Here is a 20,912-nt window from a genome sequence, read left to right as displayed (position 1 = left end):
CGGGTGAAGTCAATTGACCGGGTTCATCGCTAAGCGGTTATTGCAAACGGTATTTGTTGTTTTTGTGGTGACGTTGTTGGTTTCCTGGGCTGTGCGTATGACGGGCGATCCTGCCCTCATGCTCATTCAGGGCGCTGGCAGCGTGACTGAGCAAGACTTGATCAATATTCGTCAAGGTCTTGGGCTCAATCAGCCTTTCGCGCAACAGTATTTAAGCTTCATTTACGCCCTGATGCACGGTGACTTCGGGCGCAGCTTCCTCGGCGGTACGTCGGTCACGCTTTTAATCGGCGATGCCCTTCCAGCCACGTTAGCTTTGACCTTTTGCTCCTTGTTTTTATCCTTGTTGTTGTCGATTCCACTCGGCATTCAAGCTGCGGTGAACAAAGGCGGTTGGTCGGATCAGCTTATTAGAATTGTCTCCTTAGTGGGATTGTCTTTTCCTAACTTCTGGCTGGCAATCATGCTGGTGCTTATTTTTTCAATTGCGATCCCGATTTTTCCTCCCTCAGGGATGGATGGTTTGTCGAGCTTGGTATTGCCTGCGATCACAATGGGAATTATTTTGACTGCGACAAACGTACGTCTGGTCAGAACCGCGATGCTTGAGACTTTGTCAGCTCAGTACATCACGGTGGCCCGCAGCAAAGGCTTGCGTGAAAAAGTTGTTTTATACAAGCACGCGTTACGTAATTGTGCAATCCCGTTGATCACTTTTATTGGCTTGCAGTTCGGCAGCCTGATCGGCGGGATTGTAGTTGTTGAAAAAGTCTTTAACTGGCCAGGACTTGGTACCCTGGCTTTTGAGGCGATCTCTGGGCGCGATTACCCTGTTTTGCAATCAACGGTGACGGTTCTTGCGTTGTTGATTGTGACCGTGAACTTGCTCACGGATATTGTCTATGGCTTGGTTGACCCAAGGGTGCGTATCAAATGAGCGAGCAAGTGTCGGCAGGGATCAGGCCGCGTGTCTCACTTGAGTTAGCGCTCGGTGCCTGGTTAACAGGTGGTCTTTTTGCGCTGGTGGTTTTGTCGGGATGGATATTTCCGGATGAAGGCATGGGCATGGATCTGGCGGCACGGTTGCAGAAGCCGTTTCAGTCATGGTTGCATATGCTGGGGACAGATCCACTGGGTCGAGACGTATTGGCGCGTTTGGCGGTTGGGGGGCGTGTTTCGCTCACTGTGGGCTTAGTATCGGTGGCAGGAGCGTCTGTATTGGGGGTTTTTATCGGTCTGATCGCTGGTTATTACCGGGGCATTTGGGAAATCATCCTGATGCGTTGTGCCGATATCCAATTGGCGCTTCCGTTTATTCTGATCGCCATCACCTTTATCTCGATTCTGGGGGGTGGCTTGTTTAACATTATCTTTTTTATGATTATTTCACAGTGGGTGCAATATGCTCGCTTGGTGCGAGGATTAGTCTTAACCTTACGTGAGCGCGAATTCATTGTTGCGGCTCGGGCGATTGGTGTGGGTGATTTCTTAATCATCTGGAGGCATTTGTTACCTCACTTGTTGGGCCCAATCATCGTTTTGATGACCTTGAATATCGCCCACAATATTTTGCTTGAAAGTAGCCTGACTTTCTTGGGTTTGGGGGTTGATCCAGCCACCCCAAGTTGGGGCGGCATGCTTGCCGATGGGCGTAATTATTTGCAGACAGCTTGGTGGGTGAGTGTGTTTCCAGGCCTTGCCATCATGTCGTGTGTGCTCGGCTTAAACCTGCTCGGTGATTGGTTGCGAGATAAAACTGATCCAACCAGCCAAAATTGAGGCATTGGGATGATTGAATCGGCCAAGACCATCATTTATCAGCAGGACATTGCCACCACTGGCTCCTTATTGGTCGAGCAAATCAAACAGGATCCGCATTCCTGGCAGGATAAGGCAATCGAATTATGGTTGTACGAGGGAGCATTTGCTCGGCAGGCCTTAACCGAACAGTTCAATGCCTTGGGCGTTCAAGTCCTTATCCGTAGTGCTTATAAGCCGCTTTTGCATTGGTTTATTGAAGAGGTTCACGCGACCGGTCTGGATCAAAACCTTGCTTCTATCGAGATTAGCTATCCTGTTGATCCTGTCACAGATCGGTTACGGTTTTTGTCTGAAGCGTATCCTTTGGATTTGCTGTGCCCTGAGGTCCCCCTTAGTTGGGTTGCTCTGGCCCCTTCGGCTGAGCATCAGTATCAGGTGCGATTTACCTATGAGGATGGTGCGACCCGTTCGTTTACCGTTTTTGCACCTAACGAGAGTTTTAAAGATCATTTAAACATCGACACCTTGGCACCGACCGGATATCTCAAGGTGATGAATAAGACGACTGGGCACGTGTTGCAGTCACTCGCCCTGCACACTGAAATCCAGCTTGCCTATCATTCGATTATGCAAGCGATCAAGGATCATGCTTGGGGCACACACGAGCCTTATTTCGAGCGTCTGCATATCAGAGTGGACTTGCCTGGATCCGAGGTGTTCAGCGCGAAGCAGGATTTTTTGGCGAGCACCTACGAAGCTTTGCATGAAGATTTGTACTTCTCGATTCTTGAATTCTTTCAGCATTATTCGGGCAGACCGACCGGTGATCGAGGCTTGCAGCCAGGGCAAATCGTGCCCGATATTAGGGTGACCGGTGCAGGTGATGGATCAGCCATTGGGATAAATGAAGTCTCGATTCAGATCACTTGTTTCGAGACGAAAGGGTCGATCGAACCCTTAATCGCTCTTCCGGCCAAGTTGGCTGACGTTAGTGCTTCGGGGGCGCTGGGTGCAGTTGATCAGGCTTTAACGCATCGGCAAGTAGATGATGCGCTCAACCATATTAGCGGTGACGCCTTCGCGTTTGAATCCTGGCAAGGCAGAACACTGCATGGCAAGCATCGGCCAGGCTCGCTTCCCGGTATTGTCGTGACAGGTGGTCAGCACGCCAACGAATCGACTGGAGTAGTGGGTGCCTTGCGCGGTGCCCAGTGGTTGGAGAGCGTCGCCGAGGCAAATTTTGCGGTTGTCCCGCTCGAAAACCCCGACGGTTATCAACTGTTTCACGAATACTGCGCGATCCATCCACGCCACATCAATCATGCAGCACGCTACACCGCTCTCGGTGATGATCAAGAGTACCGTGAAAGAGCTCCCTGGTTCGAGCGTCAAGGTCGTATGCACGCTTTATGCGTAACGGATGCACAATTGCATCTTAGTCTGCACGGTTACCCCGCACACGAATGGACCAGACCCTTCAGCGGCTACCTGCCGCGCGGCTTCGAACTCTGGAGCGTGCCCAAAGGCTTTTTTCTGATCGTGCGTTACCGTGACGGATGGCAGGAAAAGGCGGCCATATTGCTCGATAAATTAGTTGAGGGCTTGGCCGCTGTTCCGGGCTTATCCGCCTATAACGCTGAACAACTTAAGCGTTATGAAACGTATTCAGGCCCTGTACCCTTTGAGGTCAAGCGCGGCATCCCCTGCCTGTTTACCCGAAACGACAAACAAACCCCAGGTGTCGTCATCGTGACTGAAATCCCCGATGAAACGATTTATGGCGAAGCGTTCACCTTTGCTCATGAAGTGCATACCGAGACAGTCAAACTTGCCAGCACGATTTGGTGGCAATTGATGTCGGATCCCACACAATGATTTTGACGTTTCTGCTTGCAAGTATTGTGTTGGCCGTCACCCCGGGGCCCGGGGTTTTTTATGTCATCACCAGAACCCTGTCTCAAGGCAGGCGTGGTGGTCTCGTCTCAGTGGCGGGCGTGGCAGTGGGTAATTTAGGCAACGCCATTTTCGCTTCGTTTTTATTAGCTGGCATTTTCGCAATGTCTTCCTGGGCCTTCATCGTGATCAAGTACGTGGGCGCAGCCTATCTCGTTTACATGGGTCTTGTCGCCTGGCTTAATCATGCTCCAGCCGAGGCAACCGCAAGTTTCAAACAACAGTCGGATCAACAAATTTTCAAAGACGGATTTCTAGTCGCACTTTTAAATCCTAAGACCACCGTTTTTTACACCGCATTTTTGCCACAGTTTTTGCAGGATCACGACCATGTGATAGTGCAAACTATCCTGCTGGGTTTTATTTTTGTGATCACTGCAGCACTAACAGATGCGAGCTATGTGTTGCTGGCAAATAAGATCAAGCCTGATTTTGCCTCATCGCAGCGAGGCCGAACCATTGGCCGATACCTAACAGGGGGTGCTTTTGTCGCCCTGGGTCTGTTCACTGCTTTTGTTGATTTGAATTTTGGCTAATCTAAAGCCAGGCATTAAAGCCAAGAAGTAAAGCGCTATCACGCTACGAGCCACTAAGTAAACTATAACTAAATCACACTGTTTTTATTTGCCAAACTATATGAACTTACTTGATCTGCTCTTTCTTGCTGTGGGCCTGATTTTCGGTGCGGGGTTCACCTGGGTACTTGTTAATGGCCGTATCACGGCTAACGTGAAACTTGCAGAAGCAACAATCCGTGCAGAGCTGAGCGGTGAAGTCATTCGGTTAGCCAGTCAGCTCGATGCCGAACGTAAACAGTTCGAGTTTGAGCGCACCCAAGCCGCAAAAAACCTGACGTTTTTGCAAGAGGCCAAAGATGACATGTCCAACCGCTTCAAAACACTCGCGCAAGAGATTCTTGAAGACAAGTCGCAACGCTTTACCGAGCAGAATAAAACGAACATCGGGCAAATTCTTGAGCCACTGCAAACCAAACTTAAAGATTTCCAGGAGCAGGTGCAAAAGTCATACGTTGACGAGAACGTTCAACGCGGCGCCTTGGCTGCTCAAGTACGCGAGCTAATGGCAATGAACAAACAGCTCAGTGACGAGGCTCAAAATCTGACCAGCGCACTGAAGGGATCCAACAAAACTCAAGGTAACTGGGGTGAAATGATTCTTGCTCGTGTGCTTGAGAACTCTGGTCTGCGCAAGGGTTATGAGTATGACGTTCAGCAAAGCCACACGCTTGAAGACGGGAGTCGCCTGCAGCCCGACGTCGTGATCCATTTGCCTGAAGACCGTCATCTGGTGGTGGATGCCAAGGTGTCTCTGACTGCCTACGAGAAGTATGCCTTGGCGGCAGACGATAGAGATCGCGAGGCCACCGCCAAGCTGCATCTGGATTCTGTTCGTGCGCACATCAAAGGCCTGTCACCCAAGAATTATCAAGACTTGTATCAATTGAAGTCACTTGATTTTGTCTTGATGTTTATCCCAATTGAACCCGCCTTTATGCTGGCCGTCACCCACGACAGCGAACTGTTCATGGACGCGTGGGAAAAGAATGTATTGTTGGTAAGCCCATCGACTTTACTGTTTGTGGTTCGCACGGTTGCCCATCTGTGGCGACAGCAAGAGCAGAGTGCTAATGCGCAGGATATCGCTAAACAAGGTGCCGTGCTTTACGACAAATTCACCGCTTTTGCTGCTGATCTGGAAAAAATCGGTGATCGAATCAAACAGACTCAAGCAAGCTACGAATCGGCGCACACGAAACTGACAGGCAGAGGTTCTTTGGTTTATCAGGCACAGAAACTCCAGCAATTAGGGGTCAAACCGACGAAGTCAATGCCTGCTGGCTTATTGCACGAGACTGATCACAATCCTCTTGAGTGATCAGCCATGCTTGGGGTAATCTAAATTAGCCAAAATCATTCATGACAAAAAAAGGGGACATCAATATGGCTATTTATGAATTACGCACATACAGTGTTGTGGTCGGCAAAATGGGTGAAGTGACCGAGCTATACAAATCGCTGGGCTGGCCAGCGCTGGCAAAGCATCCGCAAAAGCTGGTTGGCTATTTCACGGGTGATATTGGCGCGATCAACGAGATCATCCATCTCTGGAAATTCGACGACGACGCAGATCGCCGCAGTTTCTGGAACGGTGTTTTCGGTGATGATCAGTTCATGGCTTTTGCAAAGCAACTGCGGCCTTTGCTCAAGCATCAAGAAAACAAATTAATGCTGGCAGCACCTTGGGGTCCGCATCCGTAATTGCTTGTCTTGCTCAAACTAAGGTGGCGACAACGGGCGTATGATCAGAAGGCTGTTCATTTGCCCGTGGTGCTTTATCAATGATACAAGCGGTGCAGTGTGGGACGAGAACCTTTGATAACAGGACGTGATCAATTCGCACCCCGGCGTTGCGCTTGAAACCGTTCATGCGGTAATCCCACCAGCTAAACGATTTAGGCGCTTGCTCAAAGAGTCTGAATGAGTCGGTTAAGCCCAGATTGATGAGTTCTCTGAATGCTTCACGTTCAGGTTCAGACACCAAGACTTGTCCAACCCATTTAGCCGGATCGTGAACGTCTTCGTCGGCCGGGGCGACGTTGTAGTCGCCTAGCACCGCAACGCGCTCATGTTGCTTGATTTCTTCTGCCAGCCAGGCTTTAAAGGCGGCATACCAGCCTAGCTTGTATTGATACTTGTCGCTATCAAGCGATTGGCCGTTTGGGCAATAAGCACTGATCACCCTGATGGTCGATTCTCCGTAGGGCAGGGTGGTCGCAATCACTCGCTGTTGATGATCCTCAAAGCCCGGGATGTTTTTAACGATTTCTGTGCCAGCCACTTTGGATAAGATGGCGACCCCGTTATAGGTTTTTTGACCTGCCCAGTCGGCGTGATAACCGATATCTGTGAACGCTTGCAGCGGGAACTTATCTTGATCGAGCTTTAACTCCTGCAAGCACAGCGCGTCTACGGGATTAGCTGCCAGCCAGTCGAGGACCTGAGGCAGACGGACTTTAAGGGAGTTGACGTTCCAGGTGGCGAGTTTCATTATTCAAGTAAGTAATTGATTATATTGAATTTAATTTTCTTCTGCTTTGATAGTACCCCCACGCATACCCCCAAATGAATTTGACCTGAAACACGGCTTATTGAGTGGGTTCCGGCTTGCGTGACGCACGCCGGCTGCTACAGATACGTACCACGATTTTCTCAGCGCAACGATGCCCGATGAGTCTTCGGGGCAGCGGTTGTAACGCTATGTGTCGCATTATCCCATCATCACATAGCAATCGTGTGCAAATTGCGGTATGAGTCTGGCCGCCTGGGCGGTAAGCCAATTTCACTCGGCCAGGTGTTGGGATGGGGCAATGGCGATCGAATAGCCTGCCGGATCATCGACCCAGGCTTGGAGCGCTGTCGGCGTCCAGCCGCATGCCCGTCCCCCGAGATGAACGGGTGGCGGGAATTTCCCTTCTGCAATGCGTCGGTACAAGGTGGCGCGGCTTAACGCAGTAATGCGTATCACGTCGGCCATGCGGAAGAATGCCGGGGCCACCATCGGTATGTTACGGCCGTAGTGGTCGGCAGGTTGTGCGAGAGACATGGCGAATCCTGAGAAAGTGACCATGCCCTCAGATTGACTCAGAAGGTCTCGACTGGAAACTCACGTAGGCGTACTGTGGCGAAGCCAGCCAGCGTATTTTTCATTTCTTCGAATGAACTGGTTCAGGTGTATCCGAATCGCTCACATGATGCGTTGGCTTGGCATGGATGATCAGGGGGCTGGATTGGCCCGACCGACTGGATCGCTTGAACACTCGATCACGCTCCATGAATGCTTCCAGCATGTGCGGGATCAGCGTGGCGGTGTCGATTGGCTCGCCGAAGGTCTTCGCATGCAACGCCGCATATCGGTCCAACTCCGTCTTGAGCGCACTCGTGCAGGCGAAAGTGACCTTGATGGTCGCGGTCTTGGGCAGCGGCCCCAGCCGCAGCTTGTTGGTGGATATGCTCATTGCGACGATCCCCTCTGGAAGAACAGCGGCTGATACGGCCGCAGGATCAGATCCTTGTTCACCATAACCCGCATTGGGAAGCCGGGCCGGATAGTAAGCGTCGGCTGGATGCTCACATTGCGTTTGGTGATCTCCTGACCGACCTGGTTCACTGTGTCCTGCCCACTCTGGCGCGTGGCGATGATGATTTTGCTATCGCTGCCGGTTCGATCAGGCGCAGCCAGTTCGGCACCGACTCCGAGCAGCGTGGACAACGCAGCACCGGCGAGGATGCGGTCCCAATGCCAATCAACGCCATCTTCCAGTCCGGCATAACCCGCCGGGTCGATGCCGGGCAAGCGGTCGAGCGAAATGGATGAGGTATCGGGCAGGATCAACCGTGTCCACACCAGTAACACGCGCCGCTGACCAAATGACACCTGACTGTCATAGCGGCCGATCAGGCGTGAGCCCTGCGGAATCAGCAGGAAGCGACCTGTCGCCGTGTCGTAGACCGACTCGGTGACGTTGGCGATGACCTGTCCCGGCAGGTCGGAATTGATGCCCGTTACCAGTGCTGCCGGGATGATGGTGCCCGCCATCACCTGGTAGGGAGAGGCTGGCAGTTGCAAGCTGGCCGGATTGCGGGTGGCGGTGTCGCCGCCATTGGCGACAAACGCCTGCTTCTGATCCTGCCGGTTTTGCACCGCCGTCGGGTCAGTCGGTTGCGCCGATGCGACCGCAGGGGTCATCGGATTGAATGGCTGGTTGCCCGATACTGGATCGGGCATGGCCGTACTCGCAGTGGACGACGGCGCTGCCTTGACCGCTCCGCTGCGAAAGAAAACCCCCGAACGTGCCGCCTCTTCGACATCGCCTGGCTGCGCAATGCGCCCGGTCTGCGCGGGTGTTCCCGCATTACGCTACTGCAAATATGACCTCGGTACCTACCCTCGCTTTTCCGTATCGAACGCGTACCAACCATTGTCGAAAACTGTGATCTGTATCCAGCCGTCGCGCCGCGTCGTGAGCACGTGTCTCCTCTTGTTGGTCGTTCTGACAGGTACCCCGCGCCCTATCACCGCGCGGTAGTCGGGCACCGTCTGTTGAGTCTCATGTTCAATGGGCTTATCTGAAATGATCACAGCATCGGGGCGGCAATAGTTGAATAGTTCAGGACAGAAACCGTTCTCGCGCCCGTGATGAGATGCCACGAGGAAGTCAAGGTTGTGCAGCTCGGCGCAAAAATCTGGACGCTGCAGCAATGCCCTCCAGCCGGGCTTCTCCAAGTCGCCGGGAAATAGTATCTTCACACCTGCGTACTGAATGAAGATCACCAGGCTGAGATCGTTCGTGCTCTGGAAAGCAGGGTAGTTGTTCCAAAAGGTGGTCGCCGTGATGCCGCCCATGTAGGCGTTGAATGGTTCGGTCACGGGCTGGTTGTAGACCTCGCAGGCAGACGTGTACCGCTGCGCATCATTGGTGAGCGGCCCGCTCTGCCGCTTGAGTCGTCTCATATCTTCGCCGGTGTAGCTGGGGTTGCGGAGCAGTGTCGTCACCGCGATATTCTGGTCCCACAACCCTTGCAAGTCGTCCATGTGATCCTGGTCAGCATTCGTGATGAACAAGTAGTCCAGCGTTGAGCGCCCCAAACCGTTGCGAATGCAGGTGCTGGGATTCCAGCCAACCGTGCTTCCCGAATCAATCATCGCGATGCGGCCATCGCGACCGTCATGGTGGTGGGTCAGCATGGCGCACGCGCCGTGGGCGACATCCCAGATTCGCAGAACCATTTGACCAGGCATAGCTCATCCTTCTTTAAACTTGGTTGTTTCTCTAGATTTTGATGTTGCGTGTGAAGAGCTAACCGATCAGCCGCCCGCCTTCGGTAAGTCGGCGGTGCGAACAGCACGCAGCACTTCCCGAAAGACATCATCGAACGGTGGCAGTTGATTCATCTGGTGCGCGAGGCGGGCAGTCCAGAGTCGCCGCAAACGATCTTCCTTGGCGGCGATTGCTTGCTCCATGCCTGCAACGACGCGCTGCCGCAGCGCCAACTTGGTGTCGAGTTCGGCGCGCATTTCAGCAACGCGCAAGTCGGTAGAGCCGAACAGATACCAGAGGTCGTACAAGTCGCGCGGCTCATTACGCGCCCGGTCGCTCAAGGCCAGCAGCTTTTCAACCACGATTTCCTTGATGGCGTAGACCTTCACGGTTGGCCCTTCGGGTAAATCGTCAAAGCTGTGGTAAGTGCGATGAATCGGGCGATCTTGCAGAGGGAAGCACAGGACTTCGGTGATCGTGATATCAACCTTCACGTCGTTTGCAGCGGGCAGCGGCCCCTGGTAGCGAAGATAAAACGTGTGGCTGTTCTGGTGGCTATGGCGGTCTTCGCGGTCGAAAGCGATCCGCAAGCCGCAGGCGGTCTCAACCGCCGCAAAGATTTCGCCCAACCCATCAAGGATATCTGCAAGGGTGATCGGACGGGTCAATGTGAAATCCAAGTCTTCCGAAAACCGATAGTCCTCAAACCAGCAACGTCGCAGGGCCGTGCCACCTTTGAATGCCAGCACCTCGCGCAGCGGATGTCCGGCCAGACCGGTCAGGAACCAAGCCAGTACGTAATCGCGTTCGATGACGGCCTCTGGGATGCGTCGGCCGCCGGCGCTCATCAGCGTGTTCGAGATCAAGGAGATATTGCGTTGTGGAATCATTAGCCAAGCCTCACGGTATCGAGTTCTTCAGGAGTCACGTTGAGCTGGAGCCGCCAACGTGAGAGAAATGCCCCTTCGGGGGGGAGCAGTGGATCAAGGCGCTGGTACGTTGCCGTCAGCATGCCGTGCAATGGTTCCAGCACTGACGCATCGGCCAGGCCATAGTGTTCCAGCAGGTAGCCGAGGCGTCGCACGACGGCGCCGACGCCGAGGCGTCGTGCGTAGTCCACCAGCCGTTCGACCTTCAGTACGTCCCGCTTCATCCACAAGCCCTTGGCAACTTCAGTAATGCCGCCGACAAATGCCGGGTGCCGGAGTCCGTCGATGATCGTGCGCTCCATGTCGCTGATCATCACGAAGCGCTCCTTGTCGATCCAGTGCTTCATCACCCCGAATTGTTGTTCCGCAGTGATGTGGACAAACCGAAAGTCATAGCCGCCGACCGTCTGCGGACGCACGCGCCGCGTACATGACACGTACACTGTGAAGTTCGGCTGCGTCACCATGCGGTGCAGTTCAAGCGCTGTGCCGTGCGACAGGAAGTAGGGCGCGGCACCGGCGAGTTCGCGCGCGATCAGGTACGGGCTGTCGATGTGCTCAGTGGCCCGGCCGAGTTCGAAGGGGACGAGATTGTATAAACCGGGCTTCAGTCGCGTCACCAAGCCTCGCTGCTGCGCCTTGTGCACGAGATTGCGGGCCGCCGCAGCCGACAAGCCGGTGATCGAGCCGACATCTGCCAAAGTGAATGTGGAACGGCGCAGTTCATTCAGCTCAGTGAGGAGCTGTGCTGCCCGTGGGCCTAGCGTCTTAGTTTGCAAGTGATATTTTGCGCTCAGTTTGCGCCCCTAAAAGAAACGTAATGTACAGTAAATATAACACTAACGATATCCGCTGGCAAGCTTGTCTCCCCATAGGAGACGAATTAAGCGTAAAATGTAACAATGAAAATTCAAAGGCGAAAGTCGCCATAGGCTGCACCGAAAAAGGAGTGCTCAATGACCGTCAGTGTCCACAATCCAGACCAGTACATGGCTCAGTCTGCGGCAGATCATTGCCGGGAGTTCGAGTAAATGGCAAAGACTGAGCGTTCGCCCTCGCTAAAGACGCAAAACAGCAAAGCCATCTGGTTGCTGGTGGCCGCCGATGTTGTGACAGTGACTCTGGTTTTGACCGGGTTCGCATTTACCCAAGCATCTCTCACGGAACTTGCCCACTCGGCATTCATCAGAGGAATCTTGCTTGCCGCTACTGGCCCGCTCATCGCTGTTTTTCTAAACGACTTGTTTTCTTCGGACGCTAAGGCCTCGATTGTCTTCTGGCGACTCAAAGATGTATTGCCGGGGCACCGTGCATTTAGCAAATACGCGGAGGTCGATGCAAGAATCGATCTAGCGGCCTTGAAGGCCAAGGTCGGAGAGTTTCCGCAAAGTCCAAGGGATCAAAATGCCACTTGGTACCGCTTGTATCAGAAGCATCAGTCGAACGTGAGCGTCAGCGATGCTCACAAGCGATTTCTCTTATTTCGTGATTCGGCAAGTTTGACTGTTCTGATCACCATCGTTACTTGGGTAGCCGGTGCGTTGGCGGGTATCCCGTTAAGTCTTCAAGCCATGCTTTTAGGCGGGCTCGTCGTCCAGTTTGTATGGCTTGCATTGTCTGCTCGAAACACAGGTATCCGATTCGTGCAAAACGTTTTGGCGGTCGAAGTGGCTGATGACGGGCGGAAGAAGAAATGACTGCCCGATCTGTCATAACCCGGTTCCGCGCCTATCAACTAGGGCAGGCAGGCTCTTCTTTTTCACTTTTCGCCGACGGGCGCTTTACGCTCATCGAAGCGCGCTTGACAGATATCAGCCGTCCCAATGTTGATCAAGAATTAAAGGAATGTGGCAAAGCAGTTATTGATGTGTTGCACATTACTGGATGGGATCAAGATCACTGCGCGATGGCTGACCTGGAAGAAATACTTTCAGGTTACAAGCCGACAACTGTTGAATATCCCGGCTATCCACCGCACTCGGATACCGCCAAGCAGTGCTTGAAAATTATCCAAAGTTATCAGACAGCGGCGCGAAATCAGGGCCGATCGGTGACATGCATTGCAATCAATCCGGATTACGTCAAAAGTTTAAAGAGCACGGAGGAGTTGGCATATCGTGATGTTCTGTATCACCCTCGATACTTGTTCGATGGCGAATCAAACAACAATTCGACCATCAAACTTTTTCGACGGGGCTGTTTTAATGTCGCCAGCTTGGGTGATGTCGAGGATGTAAATCTTGGAGCATACCTTCGTCGCTGCAAGATTTTCAAGCGTGAAGTGGACGTTTTGCTACTTGCACATCATGGTGCGGATTGCCCAACTAACTCGAAAACGTTTCTCGAAGCCACTCAGCCAAAAATCGCGATTTGCAGCAGCCAACATAGCAACCAGTTTGACCATCCCAAGCCGGAGGTTCGTCAGAGGCTGTTCGATCTTGGAATTCCTATCATGACAACCAAGACAGGTGACGTGATCATTCGATCACTTGCGCCTCACTCGCATAAATTCCGCGCCGTGAATTTGATTGCGAACTCAACAAAGATTTCATCGGAACGCGACTTCGTGACGCGGAAGAGCCACTGGCTATCAATGAACGCCGATACGCTTAGGAACCTCTATCGACCAGGTTTCAAAGGGCTTCCTTAAATGGCATCGATAAGAACGCGGCCAGCCTTCGGTTTTGCGGCGAGCTTGGGCGTTTTCTCGGTTTTTTTGACGGGCGTGACGGATTCGTGCTCGGAACTTGGTCGTTCCTGGCGTAGCCGATCCAGATAGTCCGCCCACTGCTGGAGCATTGCGCGCCGCTCATCCTGGTACGCATGGCGGTTGTAGGCTGCGCGTACCGCGTTTGCCGGCACGTGCGCCAGGCAGTGCTCGATCACGTCGATGTTCCCACCGATGCTATTGAAATAGGTACTGAACGATGCTCGCATGCCGTGCGGCGTACCTATGCCGCTGAGTCCCAGCCGCTCCATCAAGGCATTCAAGCTGCGGTTGGCCATCGGCCGGCGCGGGTCCACTCGGTTCGGGAACAGGTACTCCCGGTCGGCTGGCACGAGCTCGCGTAAGCGGGTGAGCAACGCTACTGCCTGCGGAGGCAGTGGAATCCAATGCGCACGCTTCGCCTTCATCCGTGAAGCCGGAATTTCCCACTGGGCACCTGCCAAATCCACTTCATCCCATCGGCCTTCGATGACTTCGGCCTTGCGGCAGGCAGTCAGAAGCACCAACACCATGGCGATGCGCGTTTCCTCGTTAATCCTGCCCGAGTTATCCAGCGTCCGCAGAAAATCGCCGATCTGCTTGTCGGACAGAGCAGGGTGGTTTTTCTGATTGCGTTTCTTCATTACGCGCACGGGTGGCACCGGGTTGTTCTCGATCAGGCCAGAATCGATGGCGTACTCGAACACTCCCCACAAGTGATTGCGCAGATTGCGCGCCACTTCGGGCGCACGTTTCTCGACGCCTTTGAGCAGCGCGGTGAGTTCCAAGCGTGTGATGCTGCCGATTTGGCGACTCTTGAGCGTTGGCAGCAGATCGTTGTCGATTTCGCGCTTGCGTTGTCTTACCGTGGACGGCTTTAGGTCCGCCGCCGTTGCTACGTTCCAATCCGCCACGACGGTGGCGAATACTCCATTGATGCGCTCCAATTGATCCTGCGCCTGGACGATCTTCTCGTCGCGCCGGGCTTGTATGGGATTGATACCCTGGACCACAAGCTTCCGGGCATCGGTGTGCAGTCCGCGTGCTTCTGCAAGACCAATCTCGGGAAAGGCGCCCAGCGCCTTCAGTCCCTCCGTGCCGCAGACGCGGAACTTGTAGCGCCACAGCTTAGAGCCGTTGGGCTGTACAAGAAGATACAGCCCACCGCTGTCGGCGAGCTTGTACGCGCGCGCTTCCGGTTTGGCGGATTTGACCTTTAGTGTGGACAGCATATCTGGGGGTATCCTTGAATTGATACCCCCAACGATACCCCCAATCGATCAAGATTCCAAGAAGTTTCTATAAACGGAATGAGACGATATGATACGCTAAGTTATTGATGTAATTGATGTTTTAGGTGTTTTTGAGAAATTATGAGATCGCTTGAAACATCAATGCACACTTCAGGTGGCGAGTTGCATGAGAGATTCTTTATGAGCAAATATCTTGGAAGTGTAGAGGCGATTACGCTGAGTCGGGTCATTGTCTAGATGTAAATTTTAGTGACACGCTTCACATTACAAAGCAGTTCATAAGAGATCGTCCCAGCTAGCTGAGCCACTTGATTGATGTCTATCTGATTACCCCACAACTCGACACGACTGCCAATTCTGGCCTCTGGCAGATCGGTCAGATCCACAGTCAGCATGTCCATCGATACTCGTCCGATCAGCTGTGTCAGTCTGCCATCTACCGATACTGGTGTGCCGTTGGGGGCGCCGCGGGGATAGCCGTCTGCATAACCAATCGCGACCAACCCTACTCGAGTGGGTCGGCTGGCAATGAACTTGGCACCGTACCCAACGGGCTCGCCAGCGGCGATATTGCGTACAGCGAAGATCTGGCTTTTAAGCGTCATAACAGGCTTTAAATCGTTGCCCGCTTCTGGTATGGGATCTGCGCCATAAATCATGATTCCCGCGCGCGCCCAATCACGTCGGGCAGCCGGCCACGCTAAAACCCCACCTGAGTTGGCCAGGCTTCGGTCGCCAGCTAATCCCTCGGTCGCGCGATCAAAGGACGCAATCTGCCTTGCCGTTGCATCACTGTCTGGCTCATCAGATCGGGCAAAGTGCGTCATCAACGTCAGGGATGCGACGGCTGAGCAACGCTTGATGCGGTGATAGATGGCCTGAATCTCGTCAAGCGAAAAACCAGCTCTGTGCATGCCCGAATCGACCTTCAACCAAACATGCAGGCTATTAGCTGGCAAATCCGCAGCTTCAAGCAGGTCGATTTGACTGTTCTGATGGATGACCGTCCAGATGTTTTGTTCAACAATACACCTAAGATCTTCAGCGTCAAAAAAACCTTCCATGACAAGAATAGGAGAATGAATCGCTGCCGCCCTGAGTTCAAAGGCCTCGCCAGGAATAGCGACAGCAAAGCCATCAGCGACCGATTGCAGAGACTGGACGCAGGCAATCGCACCATGTCCATAGGCATTTGCTTTGACCACAGCCAAAGCTCGACCACCGTGTAGTCGACGCGCGACTTGATAGTTATTTCGTAAAGCTGTCAGATCAATCTGCGCGGAGGACGGTCGGGTCATGCATTCACCGGTTGGGGTTTGAGAGAGATAGCTCGTTGCTGCTGGGTGTAACGATCAATGGCTAAGCCATCCGTACTAATTTCTGGGCGTTGCTGTGTCATTAAATCTGCAATTAGCTTGCCCGAACCGCAGGCCATGGTCCAGCCAAGCGTGCCGTGCCCAGTATTGAGGTAAAGATTGTTATAACGAGTGGCGCCAATGACAGGGGTACTATCGGGCGTCATGGGACGAAGGCCAGTCCAAAAGCTTGCATGACGGCTATCTGCACCCGGGAACAGTTCGTTGACCACTTTTTCTAGCGTTTCACGGCGATCGAGGTTTAATCGCAGATCAAAGCCGCCTAATTCAGCCATGCCACCCACTCTGACTCGTTGATCAAAGCGAGTAACGGCCACTTTATACGTTTCATCCAGCACAGTTGATTGGGGTGCCTGTGATTCATCCATAATGGGTGCTGTCAGCGAGTAGCCTTTGACGGGATAAACGGGCAGCTTGATCCCCAGCGGCAGCAAAGCTTGACGTGAATAACTGCCCATCGCCAAGACATATTGATCCGCTGTCTTGACCATCCCATCAACAACCACACCGGTGATCTGAGTACCGGCCGTTTGAATGCTTTGAATGCTCTGATTAAAAGCAAACTGAACACCCAGATCACGGGCCATCTCAGCAAGCTGGGTTGTAAACAGATGACAATCGCCCGTCTCGTCGTGGGGAAGATGCAGTCCCCCAGCAAGGGGGACTTTGGCATACGCTAAGCCTGGTTCGATTTGTGCCAGTTGCTGGCCTGTCAACAGTTCATGAGGCACACCCAATTCGCTCAAGACTTTCATGTCTAGCTTAACCGCCTCTAGTTGAGCATCCGTACGAAACACTTGCAGTGTGCCGCCCGTGCGTTGTTCGTATTGAATCCCCGTCGTGGCTCGCAACGCTTGCAGGCAATGGCGGCTGTATTCAGCAACGCGCATCATTCGTTCTTTATTGGTCTCGTAGTGAGCCGAATTGCAATTCTGCAGCATACTGAGCATCCACTGCAATTGCCAAAGGCTGCCGTCCAGTCGAATAGCAAGGGGTGCATGCTTTTGAAACATCCACTTAATTGCCTTGAGTGGGATCCCAGGTGCAGCCCAAGGCGTTGCATAGCCTGGCGATATCTGCCCAGCATTGGCGAAGCTTGTCTCTTCTGCTGGCCCAGTCTGTCTATCGATGACCGTCACATCCGCACCCGCTTTGGCCAAATAATATGCAGTGGTTGTGCCAACAACCCCAGCGCCTAAAACGATGACTTTCATATGGTTCACCTGTTGTGAGTCGATATGAGAAGTGTAGGGATAGTCACCTAGTGAATTTTTCTGTATTCATGTCGTAAAAACCGAGGTTCCCGTTTTTTGCTCGGCAGAACCAGGTTTTTGCAGAGAAAAAAGCAACAAACTGATTAAAAGTTAAATATTTCGGGTGTTTTGAGAAAATAATCACAGAAACAATTGACTCTTGTTGTCTTCACCCATACACTCAATGGGCAAGATATTCAAGCGACGTGGTTTTTGTCCCAGATCTGTCGCCCTTAGTGGTAATACATAATGGCTATCCCTTCCTTGACCATCTAGCACGTTGGGTATTTTTTGCCCGTTTTTTTACTTATCAAGGAAGTTCAAATGGCAACTGGTGTCGTTAAGTGGTTCAACGCCGAAAAAGGTTATGGTTTCATCATGCCTGATGGCGGCGGCAAAGATCTGTTCGCTCACTACTCAGAGATTCGTTCAAGTGGTTACAAAACACTTGAAGAAAACCAAAAAGTCAGCTTTGAAATCGGTCAGGGCGCCAAAGGCCCCAGCGCGACCAACATTCAAGTTTTGTAATTTTGGTTTGAATCGCCGGTCTGTCTGACAGATCGGTGATGATTAACCCAGCCTCGCTTCGGTGTCGCTGGGTTTTTTAACGTTCCGATTTTTTAAACGCTCGTAAATAGGATCCGTCACGTGACTGAATCAACCATAGCACCTATCGACTATTTAACTAGCCGCCGATCACAAAAGCTGGTTGTCGCGCCAGCGCCGACTGGTGAGCAGTTGGCACAAATTCTGCAAACAGCAATGTGTGCCCCAGATCATGCCGCGATGCGCGTCTGGCGGTTTGCTGTCGTCACACAACAGTACATCGCCGCGCTGACGAACCTCGCGATTGATGCTACCCGCCGTTCAGGACGCGAGATTACGCCAGAGAAAGAACAGAATATGCGGAAATGGTTGGGTGATGTGCCCATGCTCCTTGGCTTAGCGTATAAAGTTTCTCACGATAATGACAAGGTGCCAGAAATTGAGCAGACCCTGTCGATGGGCGCTGCAGTGATGAACATCCAGAACGCGGCTCATATGCTTGGATTCGCTTCTTATTGGAGCACTGGTCTGGGTACTTACACGGACGAGGTCCCCGAAGCGTTGGGCTTCGATGCCCTGGACTATCGCTTTGTCGGTTTCTTAGCGCTGGGGACACCAAAGATGAAGTTGCCGGTGGCACAGCGTCCTGATCCGATGACCATGACCCACTTCTGGGATGGCAAAGTCTAGTCAGCGATACGAAATCGCTTGAGTCTCAAGGCGTTGGTTATTACAAACACGCTCGAGCTTGCCATGGCTGCCGCCGCAAACATTGGTGATAGCGCTATGCCAAAGTGAGGGTAGAGCACGCCAGCTGCGATGGGTATTAAGGCGACGTTGTAGCCAAAGGCCCAAAACAGGTTTTGTTTGATATTGCGCATGGTCGCTCTTGATATAGCGATCGCAGTCACAACACCTGACAGGTGACCTGACATCAAGACGACAGCCGCTGATTCAATTGCAACGTCGGTTCCCGTGCCAATCGCAATGCCGACGTCTGCGGTGGCAAGAGCAGGTGCGTCGTTAATACCATCACCAACAAAGGCGAGCGATCTACCTGAGCGCCTCAGGTCGTTAAGCGCTGCTGCCTTACCCTCTGGTAGGATTTCAGCTCGACTATCTTTGATACCGAGGGTCGCCGCCACCGCTTTTGCCGTCAGTGCGTTATCACCTGTGATCATGACGGGGGTCAGGCCCATTGAGATGAGTTGATCAATTGCTCGTTTCGCGTCTGGCTTGATCTCATCAGCCACAGCCAGCACTGCAGCAATTTGTTGATCTACAGCAAGATAAAGGGGTGTTTTACCGGCCTGTGCGAAGTCCGATGCTCGCACCGAAACCTGGGATATATCAACTCCCCGGGCTTGCATCAAGGCAGCAGCACCGCATAATAAGGCATGCTTAGCTACTTTGGCTTGTATCCCTGACCCACTAATTGCTTGAACATCTTGCGCTGCAGGTAAGAGCAACTTCTCAACGCTCGCAGCTTGCGTGATGGCAAAGGCAATGGGATGCTCAGAGTAAGTCTGCATCGCGGCCGCCCAGGCGAGTAGCGCTCGCCTGTCGTAATCCGCTGAAACTACAACAAAGTCCGTCAAAACTGGCTTGCCCATAGTGAGCGTGCCTGTTTTATCGAAAGCAACGACCTCGGCTTTGCAGAGACTTTGTAGTGCGTCACCCTGTCGAAACAACACGCCGAGCTCCGCGGCTCGGCCAGACCCCACCATGATGGACGTCGGCGTTGCCAAACCCATGGCGCAAGGGCAGGCAATGATGAGCACGGCAACGGCATGTATGAGGGCGTTACCAAACTGATGTTGGGGATCAAAAGTAAGCCAGAGGATTAGCGTTGCCAGGGCAATAGCAATGACCGCTGGTACAAACCATAGGGTGATGCGGTCCACCAGGGCTTGAATCGGCAATTTGGCTTCTTGTGCTTTTTCGACCAGATTGACGATGCCAGCGAGCACTGTATCGTTACCCGTGTGCGTGGCAATAAAATTGAAGCTTGTGTTGGTATTGATCGATCCCCCAATCACCTTGTCATGCACTTGTTTGAACACGGGTAGTGGCTCGCCCGTCAACATCGATTCGTTTACATAGGCTTGGCCTTCGCTGATTTTTCCGTCTACCGGGATTTTTTCGCCTGGTTTGATGATGATGGTGTCGCCGACCTGAATCTGCTCAATTGAAACGCTGGTGGGTTGGCCTTCTTTTAAAACCATCGCGCTGCGTGGTTGCAGACCAATGAGGTGCTCGATTGCTGCCCCGGTTTTACCTTTGGCTCGTATTTCAAGCAATCGCCCCAGAAGAATCAGCGTCACAATGACTGCAGCCGCTTCGAAGTAAACAAAGCGAGCCTCTTCGGGTAACCAGGCCGGGAATACCGTCACCACGACTGAATACGCCCAAGCGCTCGCTGCGCCGAGTGCGACCAGTGCGTTCATTTCGGGCGCCAGGCGCACCAAGGCAGGGATGCCTTTGATAAAAAACACTCGACCAGGGCCGATTAGCACCCCTGTCGTCAAGATGCCTTGTATGAGCCAGTTGATTTGATCGCCAACGCTATGATGAAGCCACCTGTGCATTGCTGGGACTAGGTGAGCCCCCATGGCAAGAACGAATACAGGTAAGGTCAGTAGGGCGGCCAGAAAAAATGAACGTTGCAAAGATTGCGCTTCGGCTAGTCTGGTCGCGTTCAAATTTTTAGCGGTTTGACTATTTGGAAGAATCTTTTTGGCGCTATAACCAGCACGAGTGACTGTTTCGATTGCCGAGATAACAGCTTGAGCGTTACTGCTATCATCTGATTCAGGACGTGCGTTATCAGCACTGTTTAGTACGATATGTGCCCGCTCGGTGGCCAGATTAACTGTGGCTGATTTAATAGCAGGGTTGGCCCTTAGTGCTTTCTCGACACGCAGGACACACGAGGCGCAGGTCATACCGCTAATTGCTAAATCAAACTCCTGAGTGACCACGGGTGGGGCAAGTGGTGACGTCACGATGGTGTCCGATAAGTGTCTGAATAGCTCCTATGATGCGCTCTCTTCAGGCGCCTGTAAACAAGCAATAGACGGGGTGGCATGATGATGAAATTTAACGTAACTGATATGACTTGCGGGCATTGCGTGAAGAGCATTACTGAAGCGATCCATGCGGTCGCACCAGACGCATTGGTTTTATGCGATCTGTCCACGAAACTGGTTCAGGTAGACGGTGAATACCTCCCGCAAGACATCGAAAACGCGATCAAAGATGCGGGGTTCCACAGTCAGGCGTCTTGAGTGTTTGA

21 protein-coding genes and 1 pseudogene are annotated in these 20,912 nt (G+C 52.7%); 11 read left to right on the top strand and 11 right to left on the bottom strand.

Translation table 11 applies throughout. From position 1 onward, the window contains the following. The first annotated feature begins 13 nt into the window (after window positions 1-13). The 6 genes from BCM14_RS03145 to BCM14_RS03120 all read left to right on the top strand — a co-directional run bounded on the left by BCM14_RS03145 (window position 14) and on the right by BCM14_RS03120 (window position 5,993). Window positions 14-937 carry an ABC transporter permease gene (locus BCM14_RS03145; RefSeq protein ID WP_106226529.1) on the top strand — a complete coding sequence of 308 codons (924 nt, stop codon included), beginning with the start codon at window positions 14-16 and terminating at the stop codon, window positions 935-937. Next, window positions 934-1,779, top strand: a complete 846-nt coding sequence (locus BCM14_RS03140; protein WP_106226528.1) for an ABC transporter permease — start codon at window positions 934-936, stop codon at window positions 1,777-1,779. Before BCM14_RS03145 ends, BCM14_RS03140 begins: the two co-directional genes overlap by 4 nt. Window positions 1,780-1,788: 9 nt before the next feature. After that, window positions 1,789-3,636, top strand: coding sequence for a M14 family metallopeptidase (locus BCM14_RS03135; protein ID WP_106226527.1), 1,848 nt, complete (start codon window positions 1,789-1,791; stop codon window positions 3,634-3,636). After that, complete coding sequence (locus BCM14_RS03130) at window positions 3,633-4,250, top strand: LysE family translocator (protein WP_106226526.1); 618 nt, start codon at window positions 3,633-3,635, stop codon at window positions 4,248-4,250. The genes BCM14_RS03135 and BCM14_RS03130 overlap by 4 nt, the downstream gene beginning before the upstream one ends. Window positions 4,251-4,350: 100 nt before the next feature. After that, window positions 4,351-5,610, top strand: coding sequence for a DNA recombination protein RmuC (locus BCM14_RS03125; protein WP_106226525.1), 1,260 nt, complete (start codon window positions 4,351-4,353; stop codon window positions 5,608-5,610). A gap of 41 nt (window positions 5,611-5,651) precedes the next feature. Further along, window positions 5,652-5,993 (top strand): NIPSNAP family protein, encoded by a 342-nt coding sequence (locus BCM14_RS03120; RefSeq protein WP_259673392.1) that lies wholly within the window; start codon window positions 5,652-5,654, stop codon window positions 5,991-5,993. Window positions 5,994-6,006: 13 nt separating this feature from the next. Here the strand turns inward: BCM14_RS03120 and xth are convergent, their stop codons facing one another. The 7 genes and pseudogenes from xth to BCM14_RS03085 all read right to left on the bottom strand — a co-directional run bounded on the left by xth (window position 6,007) and on the right by BCM14_RS03085 (window position 11,261). Beyond that, entirely contained in the window at window positions 6,007-6,783 is a 777-nt protein-coding gene (gene xth / locus BCM14_RS03115) for an exodeoxyribonuclease III (protein ID WP_106226524.1), read from the bottom strand. A gap of 291 nt (window positions 6,784-7,074) precedes the next feature. Continuing rightward, entirely contained in the window at window positions 7,075-7,269 is a 195-nt protein-coding gene (locus tag BCM14_RS03110) for a helix-turn-helix transcriptional regulator (protein WP_259673391.1), read from the bottom strand. 169 nt (window positions 7,270-7,438) lie between these two features. Continuing rightward, window positions 7,439-7,750 carry a DUF2274 domain-containing protein gene (locus BCM14_RS03105; protein WP_106226523.1) on the bottom strand — a complete coding sequence of 104 codons (312 nt, stop codon included), beginning with the start codon at window positions 7,748-7,750 and terminating at the stop codon, window positions 7,439-7,441. Further along, a pseudogene (locus BCM14_RS03100) lies at window positions 7,747-8,637 on the bottom strand (TraB/TrbI/VirB10 family type IV secretion system protein); the annotation flags it as partial. The gene BCM14_RS03105 and the pseudogene BCM14_RS03100, both read right to left, overlap by 4 nt. Window positions 8,638-8,676: 39 nt before the next feature. Further along, window positions 8,677-9,534, bottom strand: a complete 858-nt coding sequence (locus BCM14_RS03095) for a ComEC/Rec2 family competence protein (protein ID WP_106226522.1) — start codon at window positions 9,532-9,534, stop codon at window positions 8,677-8,679. 66 nt (window positions 9,535-9,600) lie between these two features. Beyond that, window positions 9,601-10,443: a nucleotidyl transferase AbiEii/AbiGii toxin family protein gene (locus tag BCM14_RS03090; RefSeq protein ID WP_106226521.1), complete on the bottom strand. Its 843-nt coding sequence runs from the start codon at window positions 10,441-10,443 to the stop codon at window positions 9,601-9,603. After that, window positions 10,443-11,261: a type IV toxin-antitoxin system AbiEi family antitoxin domain-containing protein gene (locus BCM14_RS03085; protein ID WP_259673390.1), complete on the bottom strand. Its 819-nt coding sequence runs from the start codon at window positions 11,259-11,261 to the stop codon at window positions 10,443-10,445. The genes BCM14_RS03090 and BCM14_RS03085 overlap by 1 nt, the downstream gene beginning before the upstream one ends. Before the next feature lie 252 nt (window positions 11,262-11,513). On the opposite strand from BCM14_RS03085, the gene BCM14_RS03080 reads away from it, so the two are divergent. Further along, a complete protein-coding gene (locus BCM14_RS03080) occupies window positions 11,514-12,179 on the top strand; it encodes a hypothetical protein (RefSeq protein WP_106226519.1) in 666 nt (221 codons plus the stop codon). Beyond that, window positions 12,176-13,132, top strand: coding sequence for a ComEC/Rec2 family competence protein (locus tag BCM14_RS03075; protein WP_106226518.1), 957 nt, complete (start codon window positions 12,176-12,178; stop codon window positions 13,130-13,132). Before BCM14_RS03080 ends, BCM14_RS03075 begins: the two co-directional genes overlap by 4 nt. Here the strand turns inward: BCM14_RS03075 and BCM14_RS03070 are convergent. From BCM14_RS03070 to BCM14_RS03060, 3 genes are all read right to left on the bottom strand, one after another. Next, window positions 13,129-14,421 (bottom strand): tyrosine-type recombinase/integrase, encoded by a 1,293-nt coding sequence (locus BCM14_RS03070; protein WP_106226517.1) that lies wholly within the window; start codon window positions 14,419-14,421, stop codon window positions 13,129-13,131. The genes BCM14_RS03075 and BCM14_RS03070 overlap by 4 nt on opposite strands. 254 nt (window positions 14,422-14,675) lie before the next feature. Continuing rightward, on the bottom strand, window positions 14,676-15,740 hold the full coding sequence (gene alr, locus BCM14_RS03065) for an alanine racemase (RefSeq protein WP_106226516.1): 1,065 nt from the start codon (window positions 15,738-15,740) through the stop codon (window positions 14,676-14,678). Further along, complete coding sequence (locus tag BCM14_RS03060; protein WP_106226515.1) at window positions 15,737-17,032, bottom strand: D-amino acid dehydrogenase; 1,296 nt, start codon at window positions 17,030-17,032, stop codon at window positions 15,737-15,739. The genes alr and BCM14_RS03060 overlap by 4 nt, the downstream gene beginning before the upstream one ends. Window positions 17,033-17,395: 363 nt before the next feature. Between BCM14_RS03060 and BCM14_RS03055 the strand changes: the two genes are divergently transcribed. Continuing rightward, window positions 17,396-17,599 (top strand): cold-shock protein, encoded by a 204-nt coding sequence (locus BCM14_RS03055; RefSeq protein ID WP_028816786.1) that lies wholly within the window; start codon window positions 17,396-17,398, stop codon window positions 17,597-17,599. Window positions 17,600-17,719: 120 nt separating this feature from the next. Continuing rightward, window positions 17,720-18,307, top strand: coding sequence for a nitroreductase family protein (locus BCM14_RS03050; protein WP_106226514.1), 588 nt, complete (start codon window positions 17,720-17,722; stop codon window positions 18,305-18,307). On the opposite strand, the gene BCM14_RS03045 is transcribed toward BCM14_RS03050, so the two are convergent. Continuing rightward, the gene (locus tag BCM14_RS03045; protein WP_259673389.1) at window positions 18,304-20,622 is read right to left on the bottom strand and encodes a heavy metal translocating P-type ATPase; all 2,319 of its coding nucleotides are present in this window, start codon (window positions 20,620-20,622) and stop codon (window positions 18,304-18,306) included. The two genes, BCM14_RS03050 and BCM14_RS03045, sit on opposite strands and share 4 nt — an antisense overlap. Window positions 20,623-20,703: 81 nt before the next feature. Between BCM14_RS03045 and BCM14_RS03040 the strand changes: the two genes are divergently transcribed. Next, window positions 20,704-20,904, top strand: coding sequence for a heavy-metal-associated domain-containing protein (locus BCM14_RS03040; protein WP_106226512.1), 201 nt, complete (start codon window positions 20,704-20,706; stop codon window positions 20,902-20,904). Window positions 20,905-20,912 lie beyond the last annotated feature (8 nt).

Source organism: Jezberella montanilacus (genome assembly GCF_003003055.1).
Taxonomy (GTDB): domain Bacteria; phylum Pseudomonadota; class Gammaproteobacteria; order Burkholderiales; family Burkholderiaceae_B; genus Zwartia; species Zwartia montanilacus.
The sequence above is the reverse complement of the archived record's forward strand: the minus strand, read 5'-3'. Positions and strand labels throughout refer to the sequence as shown.

Excerpts from the sequence above, each read along its gene's own strand:
- BCM14_RS03140 (WP_106226528.1), top strand. The coding sequence starts at position 934 with ATGAGCGAGCAAGTGTCGGCAGGGATCAGGCCGCGTGTCTCACTTGAG.
- BCM14_RS03135 (WP_106226527.1), top strand. The coding sequence starts at position 1,789 with ATGATTGAATCGGCCAAGACCATCATTTATCAGCAGGACATTGCCACC.
- BCM14_RS03130 (WP_106226526.1), top strand. The coding sequence starts at position 3,633 with ATGATTTTGACGTTTCTGCTTGCAAGTATTGTGTTGGCCGTCACCCCG.
- BCM14_RS03125 (WP_106226525.1), top strand. The coding sequence starts at position 4,351 with ATGAACTTACTTGATCTGCTCTTTCTTGCTGTGGGCCTGATTTTCGGT.
- BCM14_RS03120 (WP_259673392.1), top strand. The coding sequence starts at position 5,652 with ATGACAAAAAAAGGGGACATCAATATGGCTATTTATGAATTACGCACA.
- xth (WP_106226524.1), bottom strand. The coding sequence starts at position 6,783 with ATGAAACTCGCCACCTGGAACGTCAACTCCCTTAAAGTCCGTCTGCCT.
- BCM14_RS03110 (WP_259673391.1), bottom strand. The coding sequence starts at position 7,269 with ATGGCCGACGTGATACGCATTACTGCGTTAAGCCGCGCCACCTTGTAC.
- BCM14_RS03105 (WP_106226523.1), bottom strand. The coding sequence starts at position 7,750 with ATGAGCATATCCACCAACAAGCTGCGGCTGGGGCCGCTGCCCAAGACC.
- BCM14_RS03095 (WP_106226522.1), bottom strand. The coding sequence starts at position 9,534 with ATGCCTGGTCAAATGGTTCTGCGAATCTGGGATGTCGCCCACGGCGCG.
- BCM14_RS03090 (WP_106226521.1), bottom strand. The coding sequence starts at position 10,443 with ATGATTCCACAACGCAATATCTCCTTGATCTCGAACACGCTGATGAGC.
- BCM14_RS03080 (WP_106226519.1), top strand. The coding sequence starts at position 11,514 with ATGGCAAAGACTGAGCGTTCGCCCTCGCTAAAGACGCAAAACAGCAAA.
- BCM14_RS03075 (WP_106226518.1), top strand. The coding sequence starts at position 12,176 with ATGACTGCCCGATCTGTCATAACCCGGTTCCGCGCCTATCAACTAGGG.
- BCM14_RS03070 (WP_106226517.1), bottom strand. The coding sequence starts at position 14,421 with ATGCTGTCCACACTAAAGGTCAAATCCGCCAAACCGGAAGCGCGCGCG.
- alr (WP_106226516.1), bottom strand. The coding sequence starts at position 15,740 with ATGACCCGACCGTCCTCCGCGCAGATTGATCTGACAGCTTTACGAAAT.
- BCM14_RS03060 (WP_106226515.1), bottom strand. The coding sequence starts at position 17,032 with ATGAAAGTCATCGTTTTAGGCGCTGGGGTTGTTGGCACAACCACTGCA.
- BCM14_RS03055 (WP_028816786.1), top strand. The coding sequence starts at position 17,396 with ATGGCAACTGGTGTCGTTAAGTGGTTCAACGCCGAAAAAGGTTATGGT.
- BCM14_RS03040 (WP_106226512.1), top strand. The coding sequence starts at position 20,704 with ATGATGATGAAATTTAACGTAACTGATATGACTTGCGGGCATTGCGTG.